At 35.8% G+C, this 23618-nt stretch carries 26 protein-coding genes and 1 other annotated feature; of the genes, 18 read left to right on the top strand and 8 right to left on the bottom strand.

From position 1 onward, the window contains the following. Positions 1 to 10 precede the first annotated feature (10 nt). A complete protein-coding gene (locus DN410_RS16325; protein ID WP_000281167.1) occupies positions 11 to 250 on the top strand; it encodes a DUF3894 domain-containing protein in 240 nt (79 codons plus the stop codon). A 72-nt stretch (positions 251 to 322) separates the two neighbouring features. Here the strand turns inward: DN410_RS16325 and prli42 are convergent, their stop codons facing one another. Next, positions 323 to 415 carry a stressosome-associated protein Prli42 gene (prli42, locus tag DN410_RS16330; protein WP_149177266.1) on the bottom strand — a complete coding sequence of 31 codons (93 nt, stop codon included), beginning with the start codon at positions 413 to 415 and terminating at the stop codon, positions 323 to 325. Positions 416 to 604: 189 nt separating this feature from the next. On the opposite strand from prli42, the gene DN410_RS16335 reads away from it, so the two are divergent. Together DN410_RS16335 and DN410_RS16340 are read left to right on the top strand one after the other, a co-directional pair. Next, positions 605 to 1150 carry a GNAT family N-acetyltransferase gene (locus DN410_RS16335; protein ID WP_149177267.1) on the top strand — a complete coding sequence of 182 codons (546 nt, stop codon included), beginning with the start codon at positions 605 to 607 and terminating at the stop codon, positions 1148 to 1150. A 126-nt stretch (positions 1151 to 1276) separates the two neighbouring features. Next, positions 1277 to 2395: a tripeptidase T gene (locus DN410_RS16340; RefSeq protein ID WP_149177268.1), complete on the top strand. Its 1119-nt coding sequence runs from the start codon at positions 1277 to 1279 to the stop codon at positions 2393 to 2395. Between the two features lie 44 nt (positions 2396 to 2439). Here DN410_RS16340 and DN410_RS16345 read toward each other — a convergent pair whose 3' ends face one another. Beyond that, a complete protein-coding gene (locus tag DN410_RS16345) occupies positions 2440 to 2640 on the bottom strand; it encodes a hypothetical protein (protein WP_149177269.1) in 201 nt (66 codons plus the stop codon). A 145-nt stretch (positions 2641 to 2785) separates the two neighbouring features. On the opposite strand from DN410_RS16345, the gene DN410_RS16350 reads away from it, so the two are divergent. Further along, positions 2786 to 4024, top strand: coding sequence for a DNA polymerase IV (locus tag DN410_RS16350; protein WP_149177270.1), 1239 nt, complete (start codon positions 2786 to 2788; stop codon positions 4022 to 4024). A 167-nt stretch (positions 4025 to 4191) separates the two neighbouring features. On the opposite strand, the gene DN410_RS16355 is transcribed toward DN410_RS16350, so the two are convergent. Further along, positions 4192 to 4443 (bottom strand): DUF3932 family protein, encoded by a 252-nt coding sequence (locus DN410_RS16355; protein WP_149177271.1) that lies wholly within the window; start codon positions 4441 to 4443, stop codon positions 4192 to 4194. A 189-nt stretch (positions 4444 to 4632) separates the two neighbouring features. Here DN410_RS16355 and rnz point away from each other — a divergent pair, with 189 nt between their 5' ends. The 3 genes from rnz to sdaAA all read left to right on the top strand — a co-directional run bounded on the left by rnz (position 4633) and on the right by sdaAA (position 7762). After that, complete coding sequence (gene rnz / locus DN410_RS16360) at positions 4633 to 5556, top strand: ribonuclease Z (RefSeq protein WP_149177272.1); 924 nt, start codon at positions 4633 to 4635, stop codon at positions 5554 to 5556. Positions 5557 to 6205: 649 nt separating this feature from the next. Further along, complete coding sequence (sdaAB, locus tag DN410_RS16370; RefSeq protein WP_149177273.1) at positions 6206 to 6865, top strand: L-serine ammonia-lyase, iron-sulfur-dependent subunit beta; 660 nt, start codon at positions 6206 to 6208, stop codon at positions 6863 to 6865. Between the two features lie 18 nt (positions 6866 to 6883). After that, positions 6884 to 7762, top strand: a complete 879-nt coding sequence (gene sdaAA / locus DN410_RS16375) for an L-serine ammonia-lyase, iron-sulfur-dependent, subunit alpha (protein WP_000489466.1) — start codon at positions 6884 to 6886, stop codon at positions 7760 to 7762. 47 nt (positions 7763 to 7809) lie between these two features. Here the strand turns inward: sdaAA and proI are convergent, their stop codons facing one another. Then, a complete protein-coding gene (proI, locus tag DN410_RS16380; protein WP_149177274.1) occupies positions 7810 to 8649 on the bottom strand; it encodes a pyrroline-5-carboxylate reductase ProI in 840 nt (279 codons plus the stop codon). 165 nt (positions 8650 to 8814) lie between these two features. Between proI and DN410_RS16385 the strand changes: the two genes are divergently transcribed. After that, entirely contained in the window at positions 8815 to 9768 is a 954-nt protein-coding gene (locus DN410_RS16385) for an MBL fold metallo-hydrolase (RefSeq protein WP_149177275.1), read from the top strand. A gap of 9 nt (positions 9769 to 9777) precedes the next feature. Then, positions 9778 to 10572 (top strand): SDR family NAD(P)-dependent oxidoreductase, encoded by a 795-nt coding sequence (locus tag DN410_RS16390; RefSeq protein ID WP_149177276.1) that lies wholly within the window; start codon positions 9778 to 9780, stop codon positions 10570 to 10572. Between the two features lie 30 nt (positions 10573 to 10602). Here DN410_RS16390 and DN410_RS16395 read toward each other — a convergent pair whose 3' ends face one another. Further along, the gene (locus DN410_RS16395; protein WP_149177277.1) at positions 10603 to 10788 is read right to left on the bottom strand and encodes a YqzH family protein; all 186 of its coding nucleotides are present in this window, start codon (positions 10786 to 10788) and stop codon (positions 10603 to 10605) included. Between the two features lie 224 nt (positions 10789 to 11012). Between DN410_RS16395 and argC the strand changes: the two genes are divergently transcribed. The 7 genes from argC to DN410_RS16430 all read left to right on the top strand — a co-directional run bounded on the left by argC (position 11013) and on the right by DN410_RS16430 (position 17145). Beyond that, entirely contained in the window at positions 11013 to 12050 is a 1038-nt protein-coding gene (gene argC / locus DN410_RS16400; RefSeq protein WP_149177278.1) for an N-acetyl-gamma-glutamyl-phosphate reductase, read from the top strand. 10 nt (positions 12051 to 12060) lie between these two features. Next, entirely contained in the window at positions 12061 to 13284 is a 1224-nt protein-coding gene (gene argJ / locus DN410_RS16405; protein WP_149177279.1) for a bifunctional glutamate N-acetyltransferase/amino-acid acetyltransferase ArgJ, read from the top strand. Positions 13285 to 13295: 11 nt separating this feature from the next. Beyond that, positions 13296 to 14063 (top strand): acetylglutamate kinase, encoded by a 768-nt coding sequence (gene argB, locus DN410_RS16410; protein ID WP_149177280.1) that lies wholly within the window; start codon positions 13296 to 13298, stop codon positions 14061 to 14063. Continuing rightward, a complete protein-coding gene (locus DN410_RS16415; protein WP_149177281.1) occupies positions 14060 to 15220 on the top strand; it encodes an acetylornithine transaminase in 1161 nt (386 codons plus the stop codon). Before argB ends, DN410_RS16415 begins: the two co-directional genes overlap by 4 nt. Before the next feature lie 12 nt (positions 15221 to 15232). Then, complete coding sequence (gene argF / locus DN410_RS16420; protein ID WP_149177282.1) at positions 15233 to 16183, top strand: ornithine carbamoyltransferase; 951 nt, start codon at positions 15233 to 15235, stop codon at positions 16181 to 16183. A gap of 139 nt (positions 16184 to 16322) precedes the next feature. Beyond that, positions 16323 to 16883, top strand: coding sequence for a DUF2062 domain-containing protein (locus tag DN410_RS16425; RefSeq protein WP_149177283.1), 561 nt, complete (start codon positions 16323 to 16325; stop codon positions 16881 to 16883). Positions 16884 to 16941: 58 nt separating this feature from the next. Next, entirely contained in the window at positions 16942 to 17145 is a 204-nt protein-coding gene (locus DN410_RS16430) for a hypothetical protein (protein WP_149177284.1), read from the top strand. A 24-nt stretch (positions 17146 to 17169) separates the two neighbouring features. Here the strand turns inward: DN410_RS16430 and DN410_RS16435 are convergent, their stop codons facing one another. After that, positions 17170 to 17616, bottom strand: coding sequence for a MarR family winged helix-turn-helix transcriptional regulator (locus tag DN410_RS16435; protein WP_000445815.1), 447 nt, complete (start codon positions 17614 to 17616; stop codon positions 17170 to 17172). 72 nt (positions 17617 to 17688) lie between these two features. Then, on the bottom strand, positions 17689 to 18468 hold the full coding sequence (locus tag DN410_RS16440; RefSeq protein WP_149177285.1) for a GDSL-type esterase/lipase family protein: 780 nt from the start codon (positions 18466 to 18468) through the stop codon (positions 17689 to 17691). A 365-nt stretch (positions 18469 to 18833) separates the two neighbouring features. Here DN410_RS16440 and cpdB point away from each other — a divergent pair, with 365 nt between their 5' ends. Continuing rightward, the gene (gene cpdB / locus DN410_RS16445) at positions 18834 to 21179 is read left to right on the top strand and encodes a bifunctional 2',3'-cyclic-nucleotide 2'-phosphodiesterase/3'-nucleotidase (RefSeq protein WP_149177286.1); all 2346 of its coding nucleotides are present in this window, start codon (positions 18834 to 18836) and stop codon (positions 21177 to 21179) included. A gap of 49 nt (positions 21180 to 21228) precedes the next feature. On the opposite strand, the gene nhaC is transcribed toward cpdB, so the two are convergent. Continuing rightward, positions 21229 to 22602, bottom strand: a complete 1374-nt coding sequence (gene nhaC, locus DN410_RS16450; RefSeq protein ID WP_149177287.1) for a Na+/H+ antiporter NhaC — start codon at positions 22600 to 22602, stop codon at positions 21229 to 21231. A 277-nt stretch (positions 22603 to 22879) separates the two neighbouring features. Further along, positions 22880 to 23100: a binding site (T-box leader), on the bottom strand. A gap of 141 nt (positions 23101 to 23241) precedes the next feature. Between nhaC and DN410_RS16455 the strand changes: the two genes are divergently transcribed. Next, positions 23242 to 23598, top strand: a complete 357-nt coding sequence (locus DN410_RS16455) for a hypothetical protein (protein WP_071713078.1) — start codon at positions 23242 to 23244, stop codon at positions 23596 to 23598. Positions 23599 to 23618: the final 20 nt, after the last annotated feature.

Below are 23618 nucleotides of genomic sequence, written 5' to 3' on the forward strand. Positions count from 1 at the left end.
GGTTGCTCATATGTACTTGAATCCAAAACTTTCGTATATGCAGTTTTTTATGGGATTTCTATTTGTTATTACATTCATATTGGCAACTTTTAATATATGTTCTTATCTTGTAGCGATTGTATGTATGGCATTACTTAATCTAACTTTTGTTATTGGGGCATTTCAGCAGAAACAATATACAAGTTTTGTAATAGCACTTGTAATGTCATTTTCCTTTAGTATTGTAGCGATTGTGTTTTATATAAAATAAACCATCTCGATGTCGAGATGGTTTATTTTGTCATATATGAAAAGTAAAAAAAGGACGAATACATCGTCCTTTTTACCAAAACATACTCGCGCCAGCAAGTAATGTTGTTACAAGCATAGAAATTAGCATTAAATAAACCATAATTTTTTGAGCTTTTTTATGCATCATGATACCTCCTTGCAAATCAGTACAATATCATTGTAACGAGAAATGATATTGTGGACAAGGGGAGAGCAAAGACAAAATTCGGGAAGAGGTTGCAACATATAACAGGAAATTTGCGTATGCGCAGAGAATATATTAAAAGAATAGATGGTTAATGTTTTGTTATGCAAGCTGAAGAATGGAGATACGATGATGAAAATATATGAGACAGATCGTTTACATTTAAGGGAAATTGATGAGTCGTATGCGGAAAAAGTTCTTCAATATTACGACAGAAATCGTGAATTTTTAAAAGCTTGGGAAGAGTATAGACCAGAGGGTTTTTTTACATTAGATTATCAAAAGAAAAGGTTACAAAAGGATAGAAAAGAGTTTGCAGAAGGAAAGATTATTAGGCTATGGATTTTTAAAAAGGGTGATGATACGAAAATAATTGGTTGTATTTCATTTAATTTAATTGTTCGTGGTATTTATCAATCTTGTGTACTCGGTTATAAATTAGATAAAGCAGAGTTGAATAAAGGCTATACGACAGAAGCGCTTAGAAAAGCCATTCAAGTTGCTTTTGAGGAATCGCATTTACATCGTATAGAAGCACCGATTATGCCGCGTAATTTAGCATCTATACAAGTAGTGACGAAGATAGGATTTCAATATGAAGGAGTATCTAGGAAGATGTTAATGGTAAATGGCGTTTGGGAAGATCATATGCGCTGGGTATTGTTAAATGAATAATAGAAAGCAGATGGGTATCTAGACATATAAACCATCTGTTTTTGTCTTGTATTTCGAAACTTTTGCGAAATTCTGTTATAATTAATATTGTTACATACATAATGGTAGTGCAGGAGGCGCAGTCTTATGATTAATCAAGAACGTTTAGTAAATGAATTCATGGAATTAGTACAAGTAGATTCTGAAACGAAATTTGAAGCAGAAATCTGCAAAGTATTAACAAAGAAATTTACAGATTTAGGTGTAGAAGTATTTGAAGACGACACAATGTCTGTAACTGGTCATGGTGCAGGTAACTTAATTTGTACTTTACCAGCAACAAAAGATGGTGTTGATACAATTTACTTTACTTCTCATATGGATACAGTAGTTCCTGGTAATGGAATTAAGCCTTCTATTAAAGATGGATATATCGTATCAGATGGTACTACAATTTTAGGTGCGGATGATAAAGCAGGATTAGCATCGATGTTCGAAGCAATTCGTGTTTTAAAAGAGAAAAACATTCCTCATGGTAAAATTGAATTTATTATTACAGTTGGAGAAGAATCAGGTCTTGTTGGTGCAAAAGCGTTAGACCGTGAGCGTATTACAGCGAAATATGGTTACGCATTAGATAGCGATGGAAAAGTTGGTGAAATCGTTGTTGCAGCTCCAACACAAGCGAAAGTGAACGCAATTATTCGTGGGAAAACAGCTCACGCTGGTGTAGCACCGGAAAAAGGTGTATCTGCAATTACTATCGCTGCGAAAGCAATTGCAAAAATGCCACTTGGTCGTATCGATTCTGAAACAACTGCAAATATTGGCCGTTTTGAAGGTGGTACACAAACGAATATCGTTTGTGATCATGTACAAATCTTTGCAGAAGCTCGTTCTTTAATTAATGAGAAAATGGAAGTACAAGTTGCGAAAATGAAAGAAGCATTTGAAACGACTGCAAAAGAAATGGGCGGTCAAGCAGACGTTGAAGTAAACGTTATGTACCCAGGTTTTAAATTTGCTGATGGCGATCACGTTGTAGAAGTTGCAAAACGTGCAGCTGAAAATATCGGTCGTACACCTTCTCTACACCAAAGTGGTGGCGGAAGTGATGCAAACGTAATTGCTGGACACGGTATCCCAACAGTTAACTTAGCAGTTGGTTACGAAGAAATTCATACAACAAATGAGAAGATTCCTGTTGAAGAGTTAGCAAAAACGGCAGAATTAGTTGTTGCGATTATTGAAGAAGTAGCAAAATAATGTAATAGAGAAAGCGTGTAAATCAATTTTGATTTACACGCTTTTTATTTTGATTCAATTGCTTTGACAAGACGTATAAGCCAATATAAGAAAATCCATGGCAATATATAAGTTGTTACTATATGAACTAGGCGAGGGAAGAATCCAGCTATGTTAATATCGAAAATAGGAAGTAGTAAATAGTTGATTACGATGATTAGTATAATTACGAGAAACGTATAATCGAGTCTATTAGTTGATTTCATAACAACCACCTTTCTTTATAATTATATCCATTTTATGTAAAATATAGCGAAAAATATAATGGAAAAGAACAAGTAATTATTATAACTATTGTATAAAATTTGATATAATAAAAAGAACGGACGTTCTGATTAGGGAGTGAGTATTATGCGAGAAATGTATCCGAAAAATGGTCGTGTAATTTTGCATGTAGATATGAATTGTTTTTTCGCATCTGTTGAAATTGCTCACGACCCATCATTACAAGGGAAACCACTAGCGGTTGCTGGAAATGAAAAAGAAAGAAAAGGAATTATCATAACATGTAGTTATGAGGCGAGAGAATATGGAATACGTACGACGATGCCACTTTGGGAAGCGAAAAGGTTATGTCCAAAATTAGTTGTAAGACGTCCTAATTTCACATTATATCGTGAAGCTTCATTTCAAATGTTTCAAATCCTTTCCCGTTTTACGGAAAAAATACAACCAGTCTCAATAGATGAGGGATATTTAGATATTACAGATTGTTATGCACTCGGTTCGCCTCTTGAAATAGCAAAGATGATTCAGCAAGCGTTATTAACAGAGTTACAGTTGCCGTGTAGCATCGGAATTGCTCCAAACCTTTTCCTAGCAAAAACAGCTTCTGATATGAAAAAACCTCTCGGTATTACCGTACTTCGAAAACGAGATATTCCAGAAATGATTTGGCCACTTCCAGTGGAAGCAATGCATGGGATTGGCGAAAAAACAGCTGAAAAATTAAATGAAATTCATATACATACAATTGAACAGTTGGCAAAGGGAGATGAGCATATCATTCGTGCTAAAATTGGCAAGCATGGTGTTGATTTACAAAGGCGTGCGAAAGGTACGGATGATAGAGAAGTTGATCCGAGTCAAATGGGACAGCATAAAAGTGTCGGCAATTCGATGACTTTTTCAAAGGATATGGATGAAGAGAAAGAGTTACTTGATATGTTAGAACGGTTATCAAAATCAGTAAGTAAAAGATTACAAAAGCGAACTCTTGTCAGCTATAATATTCAAATTATGATTAAATATCATGATAGGCGGACAGTAACGCGGAGTAAGCAATTGAAAAATGCAATTTGGGAAGAACGAGATATTTTTCAGGCAGCATCTCGTTTATGGAAGCAACATTGGGATGGGGATTCCGTTCGTTTGCTAGGTGTTACAGCTACTGAAATAGAGTGGAAGACAGAATCAGTGAAACAATTAGATTTATTTTCATTTGAAGAAGATGCGAAAAAAGAACCGCTACTTGCTGTCATTGATCAAATTAATGATAAGTATGGAACGCCCCTCTTACAGCGAGGTAGTCAACTATTACGTAAGCAAGAGAAGTCGTTTCAACAAAAGTTAGAAAATAAGTTTATGTAGAAGGTGACATGAATATAAAATCTTTTTTTAGATAGAACAGAGAATCCAAATATGCGTAGAGGCGGTCAGATTCTTTTTTAACCCCATGCCAAGTTAAAACAAAAAGATTGAAAGAGTGTGGATATAAATAAAAAGCACTGTATGTAATCAGTGCTTTTTATTATACATTACGAGATTGTAGCATTTTCAAAAATAACAATCTCTGAACGATTTGTTGTTGAAACGCGTTGTGCGTAATATGTTAAAGCTGAAGAAATATAAGATGGCAACGTCTCATTTGTATGTGATGTTGTATATTCATGGATTAATTCTTTTAAAGTCGTCCATTCTAATTGTGCTGGGTGATCAGACACGAAAGAACTTACCCAGCGATCAAATGAAGATGAAAAATCAGTTTGTAAACGAAATACTTCTTTCATAATAAAACGCTCCCTTAAAATGTAGTATATTTATTTTAACATAAAACACGAACAATTACTAAGTTTTTTAAGTGTAACGTTCGTGTTATATAGTTGTCTAGATGATTGGTTATGTAAATTCAATTTGCCATTTGAAATAACATTCCGTAAGATGAGAGATAGATTATATAAAGAGCTGGAGGAAAGAAAGTGGAATTTGTATTTTTAGGAACTGGTGCAGGTGTTCCTTCAAAAGGAAGGAATGTTTCAGCAATTGCTTTGCAGTTGTTAGAAGAACGAGGACAGACTTGGTTATTTGACTGTGGCGAGGCGACGCAACATCAAATATTACATACATCTGTACGCCCACGCCGCATTGAAAAAATATTTATTACCCATTTACATGGTGATCATATTTTTGGATTGCCTGGTTTATTAGGTAGTCGTTCGTTTCAAGGAGGGACTACACCGTTAACAGTATATGGACCAAAAGGAATTAAACAATTTATTGAAGTAGCATTATCGGTAAGTACAACACATGTCAAATATCCACTTGAAGTTGTTGAGATAGAGGAAGAAGGCACCGTGTTTGAAGATAATGAGTTCTATGTAGAAACGAAAAGGTTGTCGCATGGCATTGAATGTCTCGGATACCGTATTGTAGAGAAGGATATACAGGGAGCACTTTTAGTCGATAAGCTCTTAGAAATGGGTGTGAAACCAGGTCCAATTTTTAAACGTTTAAAAGATGGAGAAGTAGTTGAATTAGAGAATGGGACAATGCTAAATGGAAAAGATTTTATCGGTCCGTCTCAAAAAGGGAGAATTATTACCATTTTAGGTGATACACGATATTGCGAAGCAAGTAGAGAGCTAGCACAAGACGCCGATGTACTTGTTCATGAGGCAACTTTCGCAGCAGAAGATGAACAACAAGCGCATGATTATTTTCATTCTACATCTAAGCAGGCTGCGAGTATTGCACTTCAAGCAAATGCGAAACGATTAATATTGACTCATATTAGTTCTCGTTATCAAGGCGATACATATAAGAAATTATTGGAAGAAGCAAGGGAAGTATTTTCTAATACGGAAATAGCAGCGGATTTGAAATCATTCCCAGTAGAAAGATAATAATTTCAATAAAAAAATGGTGACTTATGTTTACCATTTTTTTATTTTCAAAAAAAATTAGTAAGCAGCTGTTATCATTTTGTAGTTATACTTGTATAACACAGAATTTTATAATGCCTTGAATATATAGGATAAAAATACGAAATACCGATTGTTTAGAAAAACTGTTACACAAGAAGATGTACGTACAAGTAATACAAATGAGAAAATAAGATTTTTATTCAGAAATTTTAAAATTCAATAAAAGTAAGCGTTTTACAAAAAACAAGCTATAATGAGGGCACATTATAATTTATTTGAAATACCATTTTTAAAAGAGGTTGGACAATCAGTGGGTAGTCTAGAAGGCATAGTTGTATTTAGTGAGGGGTGTATCTCCTGTTTATGCTATGATTGTAGAGGCTTCTGTGTTAAACTTTGGATTGCTACCAGGCTTAATTGCTGGTTATCTTATATCATTTTAAATGAAAGTAATGCTATATTTCGTACATGGTATCAGGTATTATTTCAGGATATATTGGTTCACTTTTATTCAAAAACTATCCAATTCGTATAGCGGGGCAAATTCGTGGCACGGCTGGAAAAGCAATAGATGCGGTAGCTTAATAGAATGGTAAAAAATTTTCATAGAGGTTTAGGGGGAATTTTGATGAAGTATCGCTCGGTATTTGATATTATTGGTCCGGTTATGATTGGTCCATCAAGTTCACATACAGCAGGGGCAGCAAGAATGGGGCAAGTTGCTCGCCAACTGTTTCGTCATGAACCAGAGAGGGTTAGTATTTCATTATACGGATCATTTGCAAAAACGTATCGTGGGCACGGTACGGATGTGGCACTAATTGGTGGAATACTTGGATTTGAAACAGATGATTTGCGTATTCCAGATGCATTAGACATTGCAAAAGAGCGCGAAATTGAAGTGGAGTTTATTGAAGAAGATGCAAATGCACCTCACCCAAATACAGCGAGAATTCGTTTGTATAAAGGGGAGGAAGAAATTGAAGTTGTTGCATGTTCTATTGGTGGTGGTAAAATCGAAGTGGTAGAGTTAAATGGCTTTGATCTACAATTATCAGGAACGAGCCCAGCACTTCTTATTGTAAATAACGATCGCTTTGGTGCTATTGCAGCAGTAGCTTCAATCCTTGCGAAACATGAGATTAACATTAGTACAATGAGTGTTTCTCGTAAAGAAAAAGGAAGAAGAGCACTTATGGTCATCGAAACAGATGAACTGTTAGCAGATGAAGTGATTGAAGAAATAAATGCGCAACAAAATATTTGTCAAGTAACTATTATGGATTAATTGCAGGGGGGACACACCATGTTTCGGAACGCAGCGGAACTAGTGGCGCAAGCTAAAGAACAAAATGTGAAAATCGCAGAAATTATGATTCAATGTGAAATGGAAACTAGAAGTATTTCACGTGAAGAAGTAATTGCTGGTATGGAAAAAAACTTAGTCGTGATGGAACAAGCGGTAGAACGAGGTATTCGTGGCGTAAAATCACCAACTGGTTTAACTGGCGGAGACGCTGTAAAAGTTCAAACGTATATGAACAGTGGAAAAGGCTTATCTGGAGATACGATTTTAGATGCAGTGAGTAAAGCTGTTGCAACAAATGAAGTAAACGCAGCGATGGGAATCATTTGTGCAACACCAACAGCAGGATCTGCTGGAACAGTGCCAGGCGTACTGTTTGCACTAAGAGAAAAATTGCAGCCTACACGTGAAGAAATGATTGAATTTTTATTTACAGCAGGAGCTTTCGGGATGGTTGTTGCGAATAACGCTTGTATTTCTGGTGCGGCAGGAGGATGCCAAGCTGAAGTTGGTTCAGCAAGTGGAATGGCGGCTGCAGCAGCAGTTGAGATGGCTGGTGGAACACAAGATCAAGCAGCTACAGCGATGGCAATTTCATTAAAGAATATGCTTGGGTTAGTATGCGATCCGGTTGCAGGACTTGTAGAAGTACCTTGTGTAAAACGTAATGCAGCAGGAGCTGCGAATGCGATGATTTCAGCTGATTTAGCATTAGCTGGTGTAACTAGTACAATTCCATGTGATGAAGTAATTGAGGCAATGTTTAGAATCGGACAAACGATGCCAGTAGCACTTCGTGAAACAGCTGAAGGTGGACTTGCAGCAACACCGACTGGTCGTCGTCTGCAAGAAGAAATTTTTGGTAAAGTTAATAACTAAGCGTAATAATAAGAAAACGGAGCTCAAGTAAATTTGAGCTCCGTTTTTTATTTTTCTTTCGTAATTTCTTCTAATGTTTTTCCTAGATCATGTGAGCGTTTCGTTGCCTTCGTAATACATGAAACTAAAGTTTGTTGAAAGTTATGTTCCTGTAACACTTCAATGCCTGCTTCGGTAGTTCCGCCAGGAGAAGTAATTTCCTTTCGCAAAATAGAGGGGTGTTTTTCGCTTGCTTTTAGCATTTCAGCAGCACCAATCATCGTTTGAAGAATAAGTGATTTTGCAACATCTTCTTTTAAGCCTATTTTTTTTGCGGCTTCCTCCATCGCTTCTACTACATAATAAATATAAGCTGGTCCACTTCCGGATAATGCAGTGACGGCATGCATATCATCTTCCTTTACAACAGAGACGAGACCGATCGTTTCAAATAAAGCTATGGCAGTCTGAATATGTTCTGTTGTTGCATGTTTTGAAGGCGAGATAGCAGTAGCTGATTTTAAAATAGCCGCAGATGTATTTGGCATTGCACGAATAATCGGAACGTCTTTTTGAAGTAGATCTCTAATTGATTGAATAGAAACACCTGCTAATAACGAGATAATAAGCAGATTAGGATTTGTATATTCTTTAAGCGGGATAATGGCTTCGGCAACATCTTTTGGTTTCATTGCTAGAAAAAGAATATTTGCATCAGCAAGGAGTTCTTTTTGGTTATGCGTACCTTTAACACCGTATTTTTTATGTAGCTCCTGTAGCCTTGTTTCGTTAGAACGATTACTTACGGTAATTTGTTCTCCTTTAACAACGTTTGCTTGTAATAAGCCACCAATAATTGCTTCGGCAATGGAGCCTGCACCGAGAAAGGAAATATTTTGAATAGACATGATGTTCCTCCTTAAAATTTATATAGAAATTCTTATAAATGTACATACATTCGTTTTTTTATAGAAAACCCCTCTTTTTATCTGAAAATAATGACAAATCAACAGGGAAGTTGTAAACTGAAGAGGTATTCATTTTTGAACCGGAAAGAGACAGGGGGGCTAGGCATGACGGCGATTCACCGAATGGAGATTCCTGTACCATTTGCAGTTGAGACAGTGAATGTGTTTTTAGTTGAGGGGGAGACATTAACGTTAATTGATACAGGGACGAATACAGAAGGGGCAAGGAGTGCGTTAGAAAGTCAATTAGGTGCATTAGGATATACGATAGAAGATATTAAAACGGTAGTGATTACACATCATCATGCGGATCATTGTGGACTGTTAGATATATTTTCAGAGAAAACGCATATTATTGGACACCCTTGGAATGAGCCTTGGATCACGCAAAATCCAGAATTTCTAAAGTGGTACCATGAGTTTTTTAAAGAGACAGCCTTGCAGTTTGGTGTTCCAGCAGCATTTTTGAAAGACGAGGAATTATTGACGACAAAGACACTTAAATATTCTTGTAATAGATCATTAACACATACTGTGAGAGAAGGTGATCGTATTGATTCGCTACCTGGGTTTACAGTGATTGAAACACCAGGTCATGCTTCTACTCATATTTCTTTATATAGAGAATCTGATGGAATATTAATTGGTGGGGATGCTCTCATTAGTCATATTTCTTCGAATCCAATATTAGAACCACCATATGAAGGGCAAACAGAAAGGGCACGTCCATTACTACAATATAATCAAACGTTACAACGTTTAAGTGAAATGAATATTTCACGCATTTTATCAGGGCATGGGGAAGATGTTTTAAATGTGAAACAACTTATTGAAACGAGGTTACAAAAGCAAGAAACACGTGCGTTTAAAGTGCTTGAGTTATTAAAGGAAAAACCAATGACAGCATTTGAAGTATGTGTAAAACTATTCCCAGTATTATATAAGGAGCAATTGCCACTTACTATTTCAGAAACTGTTGGACAATTAGACTTTTTAGCATATAATCAACAAGTGATGATTGATGAGTCTTCGCAACAATTGATTTATTATGCAAAGTAGGTGACAACAATGACGGGACGTTTACAAGAAAAAATAATCGTCATTACAGGTGCTTCTAGTGGAATTGGAGAGCAAGTTGCAATGCAAGTTGCAGAGCAAGGAGCGACTCCAGTATTAATGGCTAGAACAGAAGAGAAATTAAAAGCGTTAGCAGACAAAATTAAAGAAACGTATAATACGCCTTGCTACTATTATGTATTAGATGTAAGTGAAGAGACGGGGGTAAAATCTGTTTTTTCAAAAGTATTACAAGAAGTGGGACGTATTGATATATTAGTAAACAATGCGGGATTTGGTATTTTTAAAACGTTTGAAGATGCGTCAATGGATGAAGTGAAAGATATGTTCCAAGTAAATGTATTTGGATTAGTAGCTTGTACGAAAGCGGTACTACCTTATATGGTGAAAAGAAACGAAGGACATATTATTAATATTGCTTCACTTGCTGGGAAAATTGCAACGCCGAAATCGAGTGCGTATGCAGCGACGAAACATGCCGTATTAGGATTTACGAATAGTTTACGCATGGAGTTATCGAATACAGATGTTTATGTGACAGCAATTAACCCAGGTCCGATAGATACGAACTTTTTTGAAATAGCTGATCAATCAGGTACATATGTGAAAAATATGGGACGTTACATGTTAAAACCAACATATGTAGCAGAACAAATCGTAAAATCGATGCATACGAAAAAACGTGAAGTAAACTTACCGAAGTGGATGGGAATGGGTCCGAAACTTTATGCATTATTCCCAGGTTTATTTGAGCGTGTTGCAGGTAAATCATTAAGTAAAAAATAGGAGGTTTCCATATGGAAACCTCCTATTTTTTTATTTTCCAGTCACATAATCGTAAACGATATCCTCAACTGCTTCGTATACATCAATTTTAGTATTTGAATGAATTATCGTTTGAATATGTTTAATAAGCATTTCCTGATCCTCATTTGACATAGGAGTACATTGATATTGCTGAAAACTTTTTATAATCATTTTCTCAATTATTTTTTCATTCATGCTTTCCCCGCCTGTATGTACATATGTATTGTTTTTATTGTACTTGAAGTGGAGTGAAAAAACTACCATGCACTGATTATGTATAAAAATTCGGTTGTATATATTGTTTTTCTAGTAAAATTAAGTTCTTTAAGTTTATAAAATTTATAAATATTTAATTGACTCTATAAATATACAATATTATAATCATACTTAATTTAAAGAATCGATATGAGGAGGAGCATATGAAAGTCGCGATTATTGGAGCAACTGGGTATGGAGGTATTGAGTTAATTCGGTTATTAGAGCAACATCCATATTTTTCGATAGCATCTCTCCATTCTTTTTCACAAGTTGGCGAGTGTATAACAAATGTATATCCGCATTTTCAAAATGTTTTTGTTCATACGTTACAAGAAATTGATGTGGAGGAAATAGAGAAGGAAGCAGAAATTGTATTTTTAGCAACCCCAGCAGGAGTATCAGCAGAGTTAACTCCAAAATTATTGGCAGTAGGTTTAAAGGTAATTGACCTATCTGGAGACTTTCGTATGAAAGATCCTTTGATATATGAACAGTGGTATAAAAGGGCGGCTGCAAAAGAAGGAGTCCTTAGGGAAGCTGTATATGGGTTAAGTGAATGGAAAAGGTCCGAAATTCAAAATGCAAATTTAATTGCAAACCCGGGATGTTTTGCTACAGCTGCATTATTAGCGATATTGCCGTTAGTTCGTAGCAGCATAATTGAAGAAGATTCAATTATTATTGATGCGAAATCGGGGGTATCTGGAGCAGGCAAAACGCCAACAACGATGACTCACTTTCCTGAGTTATACGATAACTTGCGTATTTATAAAGTAAATGAGCATCAACACGTTCCTGAGATTGAGCAAATGCTTGCAGAGTGGAATAGGGAAACGAAGCCAATCACGTTTAGTACACATTTAATACCGATATCACGGGGGATTATGGTTACACTTTATGCGAAAGTAAAACGAGAAATGGAAATAGAACAACTTCAAAAATTATATGAAGAAACGTATGAGCAATCGGCTTTTGTTCGAATTCGCAAGCAAGGAGAGTTTCCAAGTCCGAAAGAAGTGAGAGGCTCAAATTATTGTGATATGGGGATAGCTTACGATGAAAGAACAGGAAGTGTGACAGTCGTTTCTGTTATAGACAATATGATGAAAGGTGCGGCTGGGCAAGCGATTCAAAATGCAAATATAGTAGCGGGACTAGAAGAAACAACAGGTTTACAACATATGCCGCTTTATCTATAAGGGGGACATGATGATTAAAGTAGAGTCTATTACAAAATTAGAAAATGGTTCAATTGTAACGCCAAAAGGCTTTTCGGCAATCGGTACTGCAAATGGTTTGAAAAAAGAAAAAAAGGATTTAGGTGTAATCATTTGTGAAGTGCCAGCATCATGCGCCGCCGTTTATACAACAAATCAAATACAAGCAGCCCCGCTGCAAGTAACGAAAGACAGTATAACGGCTGAGGGGAAATTACAAGCTATTATCGTCAATAGTGGAAATGCAAATGCTTGTACAGGAATGAAAGGATTACAAGATGCATACGAGATGCGTGCATTAGGGGCGGAACATTTTGGAGTAAAAGAAAATTACGTTGCAGTAGCTTCAACAGGTGTAATTGGTGTTCCTTTACCGATGGAGATAATCCGAAAGGGAATTGCAACTCTTATCCCGACGAAGGAAGAAAGTGAAGCGCATTCTTTTTCTGAAGCAATCTTAACGACGGATCTTATAACGAAAGAAACTTGCTATGAGATGATTATTGATGGGAAGAAAGTGACGATTGCTGGTGTCGCTAAAGGTTCAGGGATGATTCATCCGAATATGGCAACGATGCTAAGTTTTATTACGACAGATGCTCATATAGAGCATGACGTATTGCAAACAGCATTATCACAAATAACGAATCATACATTTAATCAAATTACGGTGGATGGAGATACTTCTACAAATGATATGGTCATCGTTATGGCAAGTGGATTATCAGAAACGAAGCCAATCAATATGGAACATAAAGATTGGGAAACATTCGTATTTGCTTTACAGAAGGTATGTGAAGATTTAGCAAAAAAAATTGCGCAAGATGGTGAAGGCGCTACGAAGTTAATAGAAGTAAATGTGTTAGAAGCTCGAACAAATGAAGAGGCAAAGAAAATTGCAAAGCAAATAGTCGGTTCGAGTCTTGTGAAAACAGCAATACATGGTGAAGACCCAAACTGGGGGCGAATTATTAGCAGTATTGGACAAAGTGAAGTAGCGATTAATCCAAATACAATTGATATTACTCTTCAAACTATCACTGTGTTAAAAAATAGTGAACCTCAAATGTTTTCTGAAGAGGAAATGAAAATGAAATTAAAAGAACATGAAATTATGATTGATGTGTGTCTACATTTAGGAGAAGAGACAGGATCAGCTTGGGGTTGTGACTTAAGTTATGAATATGTGAAAATAAACGCTTGTTATCGTACGTAAGGAGAGAGAAGATGAGTGATTATATTGTAGTGAAATGCGGCGGTAGCATGTTGGATCGATTAAATGATGTGTTTTTTGATTGTATAAAGAAATTGCAACAGAAGTATAAGGTAGTGATTGTTCATGGTGGTGGCCCAGAAATTGATGCTAAATTAAAAGATTGTAACATCAAAGTAGAAAAAAGAGATGGATTACGGGTAACGCCAAAAGAAGTTATGGATGTTGTTCAAATGGTGCTATGCGGAAGTACAAATAAAAAGTTTGTAATGAGTTTACAAAAGCATAATTTACTTGCGGTAGGGCTTTCAGGGTGTGATGGTAATTTACTTCAAGTTCAACCTATCAGCGAAGAGATAGGATATGTAGGAGAAGTAAGTTATGTTGAAACGGCCTTACTAAAAGGATTAATAAATATGAATTACATTCCTGTTATTGCTCCGGTCGGGATACATGATAATGAGATTTATAACATAAATGCGGATAGCGCTGCAGCTGGGATTGCGGTCGCACTATCCGCAAAAGAACTCATTTTTATTACAGATGTAGATGGGATATTACACGAAGGGAATTTGATAAAGAAAGCGGATGAATCTGAAATTGTTACTTTTATAGAAAAAGGAATCATTACAGGTGGGATGATTCCGAAAGTACAGGCAGCACTTACATCATTAAAAATGGGAGTACAGAAGGTTAGTATCGTAAATGGTACAAAGGATTTTACTAAAGTTACAGGAGAGTGTATTGGAACGACGGTAACGAAAGGCGTGAGTATTGTATGACAAGTCATCTTTTTCAAACGTATGGAAGACGAAATATTGAGTTTGTAAAAGGAAATGGAACGAAAGTCATTGATAAAAATGGTAAGCAATATTTAGATTTTACATCGGGTATTGGAGTGTGTAATTTAGGGCATTGTCATCCTATTGTTGTAAAGGCAGTAAAAAAACAACTTGGAGACATATGGCATATATCTAACTTATTTACGAATTCCTTACAAGAAGAGGTTGCATCGTTATTAACAGAAAATACAGCATTAGACTACGTGTTCTTTTGTAATAGCGGGGCAGAGGCAAATGAAGCAGCTTTAAAGTTAGCACGTAAGCATACTGGAAAATCTCTCGTCGTAACATGTGAGCAGTCTTTTCATGGTAGAACATTTGGAACGATGAGTGCAACAGGACAAGATAAAGTGAAAAAAGGATTTGGTCCATTGCTTCCGTCTTTTTTACATATCCCTTTTAACGATTTACAGGCGTTAGAGGAAGCAATGAATGAAGAGGTTGCGGCGGTAATGGTAGAGGTTGTTCAAGGAGAGGGTGGGGTAATACTTGCTGACCCATCCTTTTTGAAAGAAATTGAAAAACTGTGCAATAGGTACAATGCTCTTTTTATTATTGATGAAGTACAGACGGGGATAGGAAGAACAGGAACGTTATTTGCTTATGAGCAAATGGGAATACAGCCTGATATCGTTACTATTGCAAAGGCACTAGGAAATGGTATTCCTGTTGGAGCGATGATTGGTCAGAAAGAACTGGGAACTTCCTTTGCTGCTGGATCACACGGTTCAACTTTCGGCGGGAATTATATTGCAATGGCTGCGGCGAAAGAAGTATTACAGTTAAGCAAAGAAGCGACGTTTTTAAAAGACGTGCAAGAAAAAGGCGCGTACGTATTAGCGAAATTGAAAGAAGAACTGTGCAGTGCTGAATGTATTAAAAATATTCGTGGTAAGGGCCTTATGATTGGAATCGAATGTAAGCAAGAAGTTGCGAGTTTTATAGAACAATTAGAAAAAGAAGGACTGCTCGTATTACAAGCGGGTCCTAATGTTATAAGACTATTACCACCACTCATTGTAACGAATGAAGAGCTAGAACAGGCAGTATATATGATAAAAAAAGTAGTTTGTACAAAAAACGTATCAATCATATAAGGGGGAAGTTCCATGTCAACTGTACAAGTACCGAAATTAAATACGAAAGATCTTTTAACATTAGAAGAATTGACGCAAGAAGAAATCATTTCATTAATTGAGTTTGCTATATATTTAAAAAAGAATAAGCAGGAGCCTTTATTACAAGGTAAAATATTAGGGCTTATTTTTGATAAGCATTCCACTCGTACTCGCGTTTCTTTTGAAGCAGGAATGGTACAGCTCGGGGGACATGGAATGTTTTTAAGTGGGAAAGAAATGCAAATTGGAAGAGGGGAGACTGTTTCAGACACAGCAAAAGTATTATCACATTATATTGATGGGATTATGATACGTACATTCTCACATGCAGATGTAGAAGAGCTGGCAAAAGAATCAAGCATTCCTGTTATTAACGGATTAACGGATGATCATCATCCTTGTCAGGCGTTGGCGGATTTAATGACGATTTATGAAGAAGTGAATACATTTAAAGGAATTAAATTGGCTTACGTAGGTGATGGGAATAATGTATGTCATTCATTGTTATTAGCGAGCGCAAAAGTCGGAATGAATATGACTGTGGCAACGCCTGTAGGGTACGAACCGAATGAGGGAATTGTAAAAAAAGCATTAGCGATTGCAGGTGAAACAGGGGCTGAAATTGAAATTTTGCATAATCCTGAATTAGCGGTACGTGAAGCAGATTTCATTTATACGGACGTTTGGATGAGTATGGGGCAAGAGGGAGAAAAAGAGAAATATACGTTATTTCAACCGTATCAAGTTAATAAAGAACTTGTTATGCATGCGAAACAAACGTATCGTTTCTTACACTGTTTACCTGCTCACCGTGAAGAGGAAGTAACAGGAGAAATTATAGATGGACCGAAGTCTATCGTCTTTGAACAAGCGGGTAATCGATTGCATGCTCAAAAAGCGTTATTAGTGAGTTTATTTAAAAATGTAGAGGAGCCTTCCTAAAAGGGAGGTTTTTTTATGTTGAAATGTCGGATGTATATTTAGTTAATTATTTCTATATCATTTATAATAAAAAGAGAAAACTAATTTTATTTTTCATATGATGTAAGGACATACTAGGTATAAAAATATAGTTAAAGAGATGATGAATTTGAAAACAACTAAGAAAACATATTCGTTTTTTCATCGAATGTGGAGAATATTAAAGTATCAATATTATAAGTTGCTTCGGTCGCCAGAAGGAGCAAAGAAAGTATCATTAGGGTTTGCTATAGGCTTTGGTTTAGAAATGTTAGTAATTTATACGGCATCGCTCGTATATTTAATATTTTATCCAATCGTCAGGTTAGCGAAAGGGTCTTTTCCAGCGGCAGTCATTGGTAATATTATTGGAAAGATATCGTTTCTCCCAGTATTTTTATTTCCGCTTGCTTATGCATTAGGGAAAATGATTTATCCGTTTCCGCTGCAGAAATTACACCATAAACCATTTACAATATCAGATTTGTTTTCGAGCCATATTTTTACGGTATTAAAGAGTTTATTGCAGAGTGAAGTGTATGTATTAATTGGAATGACGATTTTAGGAGTGGTGTTTGGTACTATTTCATATTTCGTTGTGCATTATTTATATGAGAAGAACCGGAAGTTACGTTTGAAGAAAAGAAAGAAACGAGTGCGAGAACCACTTGTGCAAATATAAAGGGTGTCACATCCATTTTCTCCTTTGAATATGTTTAAGAAAAAGGAGGGAAGCATGAATGTATTATTACGTACCTCAAGTATATCCATATGTAAATTATTATCCTGTATATGATATGAGTAGACAATACGAATGGTATCGACAACAACAATTGCAGCAATTATCACAAATACCACAACAACAGCCTACGCAGGACCAAAAACCATATTTAACAACATGGCCGTATTCAAATGTATACTATGGTAATTATTACGAATCATAAAGCTGCTTCTATTTAGAAGCAGCTTTATGCGTTTGTTTTCAAAATTAAATTTTGAATGGTTTGAAGAGAATGAATGAGCTTCTCACGCTCTTCCTCAGATAATGTTTGGAAATTTTCTTTTAGTTTGTCTAAAATGAATTGCTGATACTGATTTACTAACAATTTCCCTTCACCTGTTAGGGAAATTAAAATGACCCGTCGATCTTTTTCGCTATAATGACGCTCTATTAGTTCTTCTTGAATCAATTTGTTTAATAGAGGTGTCATGTTAGGCCGTGAAATCGCTAGCCGCTTGCCGATTTCAGAAACTGCTAATGTTTCATTTTCATGCAGAAGCAGTAATACTTGTGTATGTGATGGCGGCATATGTCTTTGAGAAGAAAATTCTCCAGGAAGCATAAATTTGCGATAAAAAAGAGGCACTAGCGAAAGAAGATGATCAACAATACGTTCCCACTCGCGTGATTCCATATAAAGGCCCCCTTCCAATATCATTGTAACAAAAAAGACATGTTATAAAAATAGAATTGTTTTATGGAAACTTTAATATTTGTAAGCTAACACTTTTTTTGTAAATGAATTGGCAATAATCGTATAGCCAGTATCATTAGGATGTACTTGGTCAAATAGTAACTCTTTTTTATCATTCGATATTAATTTACGAATTGGTAAAACGATAGATGGTTGATTTGCTTTTGAAATGGAATAAACGGAGTCATTCCAGCCATCTAAAAACATATCTGCATAACTTGCGATGGAATCATCGAGTTGTAACGGGTTATAGAGTTCAGAGAGAATGAGTAAAGCATCTGGATTTTGATCTCGAACTGTCTTTACAATATCTTTTACATCTGCCTCAAAATGAGCTTTTTCTTTATTTAACATTTTAATACCATCTATAACACCAACATCACGATTTAAACGGAATAAATTATTTCCTCCAATACTAATTGTAATAATATTTGCAGCTCTAATCTTTTGTTTTACATCTTCTGATTGCACTTTTTTAACGAGACGATCTGTTGTAAGACCGTTTATGCCAAGGTTTTCTACTGTAATTGGTTTATGAATTTGTGCTTCTATTTGTCTAGAGGCTAATTCAGCAAATCCACCTTGTGTTGATCCATAACCTTTAGCGAGTGAATCACCTAATACGAGGTGATAAAAGGAATCGTTTGTTTGCTTGTCAATCCAACTTGGAGCGGATGTTTTTGTTGTTTTCTCTTCGGCTTCATTTTGTTTTGTCTCATCGTTCTTCTCAAAATAAGAATAAGAAATGATTAGAAGGAGGAGACAAACAATTGTTAAGATGACTTTTTTCATAAATTCATCCTCCTTGTAATTGGTAATTGTATCATATTCAGCAGTATTAACAATGTAAGGGCATATTATATATCTATGAAAAGTTTACAATAACTTTACAGAAAATTTGTAGAAGTATGTCAAAAAATATTGACGATATGAAAGGACATTATATATGATAATGTCAGATAAGGTAAAACTACGCTTAGTGGGAAGTCTATTTCCCGTTAATAGTTAGTCTTTAGTTATCGAGCTTTTGTGGGGACTACCCGTTAAAGCGGAATGAAATAAAAATCGAATCTCTACTAGAAGAAAAAAGATATGAGGTTAGAGATAGATAGAGGTTTATTTCATTATATTGGGTAATTGTATAAGGGGGATTTTTTGTGAAAAAGTCAAAAAAAATGCTAGCTGGAGCAACTCTTGCTATTGGCGTAATAGCGCCGCAAGTATTGCCAATAACAGCTCATGCGGATGAGAACAATGGGGAGAGTACGGTTAATTTACGAATTCTAGAAACATCAGATATTCACGTTAACTTAATGAATTACGATTATTATCAAACGAAAACAGATAATAAAGTAGGTCTCGTACAAACTGCAACACTTGTTAATAAAGCACGTGAAGAAGCGAAAAACTCTGTCCTATTTGATGATGGGGATGCATTACAAGGGACACCGCTTGGAGATTATGTAGCGAATAAAATAAATGATCCGAAGAAGCCTGTGGATCCTAGCTATACACATCCATTATATCGTTTAATGAATTTAATGAAGTATGACGTCATCTCTCTTGGAAATCATGAATTTAACTACGGTTTAGACTATTTAAACAAAGTAATTAGTAAAACAGAGTTCCCAGTTATTAACTCGAACGTCTATAAAGATGATAAAGATAATAATGAAGAGAACGACCAAAATTACTTTAAACCATATCATGTTTTTGAAAAAGAAGTAGAAGATGAATCAGGGCAAAAACAAAAAGTGAAAATTGGCGTAATGGGATTTGTTCCACCTCAAGTTATGAACTGGGATAAAGCAAATTTAGAAGGAAAAGTTAAAGCAAAAGATATAGTTGAAACAGCGAAGAAAATGGTACCAAAAATGAAAGCAGAAGGTGCAGATGTTATCGTTGCACTAGCGCATTCCGGTGTTGATAAGAGTGGATACAACGTTGGCATGGAAAACGCATCGTATTATTTAACAGAAGTTCCGGGTGTAGATGCAGTATTAATGGGACATTCACATACTGAAGTGAAGGATGTATTTAATGGTGTTCCAGTTGTAATGCCTGGTGTCTTTGGAAGTAACTTAGGTATTATTGATATGCAATTGAAAAAGGTAAACGGAAAATGGGAAGTACAAAAAGAGCAATCGAAGCCGCAACTTCGTCCGATTGCTGATAGTAAAGGAAACCCATTAGTACAATCTGATCAAAAATTAGTTAATGAAATTAAAGATGATCATCAAGCGACAATTGATTATGTGAATACAGCTGTAGGAAAAACGACAGCACCAATTAATAGTTATTTCTCATTAGTACAAGATGATCCTTCTGTACAACTTGTGACAAATGCACAAAAATGGTATGTAGAAAAGTTATTTGCTGAAAATGGACAATATAGCAAATATAAAGGAATTCCAGTTTTATCTGCCGGCGCACCATTTAAAGCAGGTGGCCGAAACGGTGCTACATATTATACAGATATTCCAGCTGGAACGTTAGCAATTAAAAACGTTGCAGATTTATATGTATATCCAAATACGTTATATGCTGTAAAAGTAAATGGGGCACAAGTGAAAGAATGGCTTGAAATGTCTGCAGGTCAGTTTAATCAAATCGATCCAAAGAAAACAGAAGAACAGCCATTAGTAAATATAGGCTATCCTACATATAACTTCGATATTTTAGATGGCTTAAAATACGAAATTGATGTAACACAACCGGCGAAATACGATAAAGATGGAAAAGTTGTAAATGCAAATGCGAATCGTATTATAAATATGACATATGAAGGTAAGCCAGTAGCTGACAATCAAGAGTTCATCGTCGCTACAAATAACTATCGTGGAAGTAGCCAAACGTTCCCAGGTGTAAGTAAAGGGGAAGTTGTATACCAATCACAAGATGAAACACGTCAAATCATTGTGAAGTATATGCAAGAAACACCAGTTATTGATCCGGCAGCAGATAAAAATTGGACGTTTAAACCGATTGTTGCAGATAAATTAAATACAACATTCGATTCTTCACCAAATGCACAAAAGTATATAAAGAAAGATGGGAAAATATCATATGTTGGACCATCTGAAAATGAATTTGCTAAATATGCAATTGATATAACGAAGAAGGACGAGGATAAGGAAACTGGTGGAGAGAATCCGACGCCACCACCAACAGGTGAAGGCAATAACGGAGAAAATCCAACGACACCACCAACAGGTGAAGGTAATAACGGAGAAAATCCAACGACGCCACCAACAGGTGAAGGTAATAACGGAGAAAATCCAACGACACCACCAACGGATGAAGGTAATAATGGAAATAACGCAGCAAATGAACAAACTACGACGGACAATCAAAATACAAAAGAAACAACTGTAAGTGAAAATAAAGAAGAGCGTGATTTACCGAAAACAGGTACAAGCGTCGTTTCTACAATTGGAGCAGGCTTGGCGTTTGTTGGAGCGGGATTCCTTCTGTTATTTAGAAGAAAGAAAGCAAATAGATAGTAGAGGAATATAAAAAGGATTACCGATTGAGGTAATCCTTTTTATTATATTATGAAACTGGTACTGCTTTTTCTTTCTTCCATGAAAGGCCAAATCCAGTAAATCCAACGATGATCGTTAAGACTGGGCAAGCTAAACAGAAGATTGCGTATGGAAGGTAATCGAATGTCGGAACGCTAAGGACGTTTGTTAAGAATACGCCACTTACACCCCATGGTACGAGTGGGTTAATAACTGTACCCGCATCTTCTAATACGCGTGATAAATTACGACGTTCTAAACCGACTTCATCGTATTTGTTAGCGAATGCTTGTCCTGTTAAAACGATGGATAAGTACTGTTCACCAAGTAAGAAGTTTACACCAATTGCAGTTGAAGCTGTAGAAATAATTAAGCGTGTACTATTTTTTACGAAGCTAGAGATAATATTCATTAGCTGCGCTATAATACCCATTCCTTGTAATAATCCTCCCATACAAAGAGCTAGGAAAATAAGAGCAATTGACATCATCATACTTTGCAGGCCACCGCGAGATAATAAGCTATCAATATCTTTTATACCAGTTTTAGAAACGTAACCGTCTTGCATAATTTTCATTAAATCAGCTAAAGAAGTACTAGGGTTAAAAATAAAGAGAATAATGATTCCTACTACAATTCCAGCAAGTAATGTTGGAACTGCCGGAACCTTTTTAAATGCGAATAGGAACAGTAATAAAATTGGAATCAGTGTAACGATAGAAATCGTTGCGTTTTTCTCTAATGTACTAATAAAGTTTGTGAAGTCAACGTCTCCACCAGTACCGCTTCCTAAAATGAAAAATGCGACAAAAGAAATAATGAAAGCTGGAACTGTTGTCCAAAGCATGTTACGAATATGCTCAAATAAATCTACACCCGTTACCGCAGGAGCTAAGTTTGTTGTATCAGATAAAGGAGACATTTTATCTCCAAAGAATGCACCAGAAATAATTGCACCAGCAATAAGAGCTGGATCGTATCCAAGGGCACTGCCCATTCCCATAAAGGCAAGTCCTACTGTTGCCGCAGTTGTAAAGGCACTACCGATACTTGTTCCAACAATTGCACAAACAACAAAAACAGTTGGAACGAAAATCTTTGGAGATACAAGCTGGAAACCGTATACCATTAAAGTTGGAATTGTTCCAGCGGCGATCCAAACACTAATTAATACGCCTACAAGTAAGAAAATAAATATAGATGGAATACCAGCGGAAATACTACTTATCATTCCTTTTTCCATAGTAGACCAAGAGACTTTTTTTATAAATCCAAATGCTAATAAAAGAACGATGCCAAATAAAATCGGGATGTGTGGTGAAACTTCTAATTTGATAACACTAAAGCCAATGCAGAAAAAGATAAAAATTGTTAAAAGAACAGATTCAATTTTTGAAACCATTGTTTTCCCCTCCTAAGTAATCTAAAATAGCTCTTTTTTATATAAAATTCGCCAATATTGTTTATTTCCTTCTAAAATTTAGAATTTTGTGACAAATTACCGGTAATTGTCCATATCTCAATATGATGCGGAAATGATTGGATAAAAAAACGTCCCTGCATATAATTATGCAGGGACGAAGAAATCGCGGTACCACCCTAGCTTGTGAAATGAATGTATCACAAAATAAAGGATCGTATGATATGAGTTAATAAAATAAAAACGCCCCTGCAATATATGCAGGGACGAAAAATTCGCGGTACCACCCTAAATTGTGAAACAGTGTCGTTTCACCACTCTTTAGACATAACGGTCTATAACCGTCTTTCACTACTCCTTACGTTTCGTAAAAGAAGCTCCAGGGGGTAATTCATAATTCGCTCTGTACTGGTTCGCACCGACCACCAGCTCTCTGAAATCAGAAATCGAAATACTACTAAATCCTATCAACGCCGATTCATATGATGTTAGTTAAATTTTTATCATATATTCGTCTTACATGTCAATAAAAATGTTCAATAATTTTTTAGGAAAATATAGGAGAAAGGTTTTAATACTGTGAAAACGTGCGTTATAATGAATTTGAAAGGGGAGGAAAGAGTGAAGAAAAAAATAATTCTTTTTACCACCTTACTAGTCGTTGGCGGAAGTGCTGGAATTTACACAGCTTTTGCAGCTGAGTCAGAGCAGTTGAAACAAAAGCAAATACAGCAGTCAGAAGTGAAGAAAGTGAAAGAAACTGAAGAGAAGAAGTCGATGGAAAAAGCAGCTACGAAACTAGGAGTTTCTACTGAAGGAAAAACAAAAGAAGAGATTACGAAAGAAGTAAATACAGCAAGATTTGAGCAGCGCCATGATTTATTAATTGAGCATGCGAAGCAACTTGGAATTGATACAGAAGGAAAAAAAGATGAAGAGATTATTTTAGAAATTGGAAAGATACAACATGGAAAGTAGAACAACTTATCGTATGATAA

The sequence above is a fragment of the Bacillus sp. SH5-2 genome, assembly GCF_008368905.1.
GTDB lineage: Bacteria > Bacillota > Bacilli > Bacillales > Bacillaceae_G > Bacillus_A > Bacillus_A luti.

What these genes read in the sequence shown, in the direction of transcription:
- DN410_RS16325 (WP_000281167.1), top strand. Translation starts at nt 11, where the DNA reads ATGTACTTGAATCCAAAACTTTCGTATATGCAGTTTTTTATGGGATTT.
- prli42 (WP_149177266.1), bottom strand. Translation starts at nt 415, where the DNA reads ATGCATAAAAAAGCTCAAAAAATTATGGTTTATTTAATGCTAATTTCT.
- DN410_RS16335 (WP_149177267.1), top strand. Translation starts at nt 605, where the DNA reads ATGATGAAAATATATGAGACAGATCGTTTACATTTAAGGGAAATTGAT.
- DN410_RS16340 (WP_149177268.1), top strand. Translation starts at nt 1,277, where the DNA reads ATGATTAATCAAGAACGTTTAGTAAATGAATTCATGGAATTAGTACAA.
- DN410_RS16345 (WP_149177269.1), bottom strand. Translation starts at nt 2,640, where the DNA reads ATGAAATCAACTAATAGACTCGATTATACGTTTCTCGTAATTATACTA.
- DN410_RS16350 (WP_149177270.1), top strand. Translation starts at nt 2,786, where the DNA reads ATGCGAGAAATGTATCCGAAAAATGGTCGTGTAATTTTGCATGTAGAT.
- DN410_RS16355 (WP_149177271.1), bottom strand. Translation starts at nt 4,443, where the DNA reads ATGAAAGAAGTATTTCGTTTACAAACTGATTTTTCATCTTCATTTGAT.
- sdaAB (WP_149177273.1), top strand. Translation starts at nt 6,206, where the DNA reads ATGAAGTATCGCTCGGTATTTGATATTATTGGTCCGGTTATGATTGGT.
- sdaAA (WP_000489466.1), top strand. Translation starts at nt 6,884, where the DNA reads ATGTTTCGGAACGCAGCGGAACTAGTGGCGCAAGCTAAAGAACAAAAT.
- proI (WP_149177274.1), bottom strand. Translation starts at nt 8,649, where the DNA reads ATGTCTATTCAAAATATTTCCTTTCTCGGTGCAGGCTCCATTGCCGAA.
- DN410_RS16385 (WP_149177275.1), top strand. Translation starts at nt 8,815, where the DNA reads ATGACGGCGATTCACCGAATGGAGATTCCTGTACCATTTGCAGTTGAG.
- DN410_RS16390 (WP_149177276.1), top strand. Translation starts at nt 9,778, where the DNA reads ATGACGGGACGTTTACAAGAAAAAATAATCGTCATTACAGGTGCTTCT.
- DN410_RS16395 (WP_149177277.1), bottom strand. Translation starts at nt 10,788, where the DNA reads ATGAATGAAAAAATAATTGAGAAAATGATTATAAAAAGTTTTCAGCAA.
- argC (WP_149177278.1), top strand. Translation starts at nt 11,013, where the DNA reads ATGAAAGTCGCGATTATTGGAGCAACTGGGTATGGAGGTATTGAGTTA.
- argJ (WP_149177279.1), top strand. Translation starts at nt 12,061, where the DNA reads ATGATTAAAGTAGAGTCTATTACAAAATTAGAAAATGGTTCAATTGTA.
- argB (WP_149177280.1), top strand. Translation starts at nt 13,296, where the DNA reads ATGAGTGATTATATTGTAGTGAAATGCGGCGGTAGCATGTTGGATCGA.
- DN410_RS16415 (WP_149177281.1), top strand. Translation starts at nt 14,060, where the DNA reads ATGACAAGTCATCTTTTTCAAACGTATGGAAGACGAAATATTGAGTTT.
- argF (WP_149177282.1), top strand. Translation starts at nt 15,233, where the DNA reads ATGTCAACTGTACAAGTACCGAAATTAAATACGAAAGATCTTTTAACA.
- DN410_RS16425 (WP_149177283.1), top strand. Translation starts at nt 16,323, where the DNA reads ATGATGAATTTGAAAACAACTAAGAAAACATATTCGTTTTTTCATCGA.
- DN410_RS16430 (WP_149177284.1), top strand. Translation starts at nt 16,942, where the DNA reads ATGTATTATTACGTACCTCAAGTATATCCATATGTAAATTATTATCCT.
- DN410_RS16435 (WP_000445815.1), bottom strand. Translation starts at nt 17,616, where the DNA reads ATGGAATCACGCGAGTGGGAACGTATTGTTGATCATCTTCTTTCGCTA.
- DN410_RS16440 (WP_149177285.1), bottom strand. Translation starts at nt 18,468, where the DNA reads ATGAAAAAAGTCATCTTAACAATTGTTTGTCTCCTCCTTCTAATCATT.
- nhaC (WP_149177287.1), bottom strand. Translation starts at nt 22,602, where the DNA reads ATGGTTTCAAAAATTGAATCTGTTCTTTTAACAATTTTTATCTTTTTC.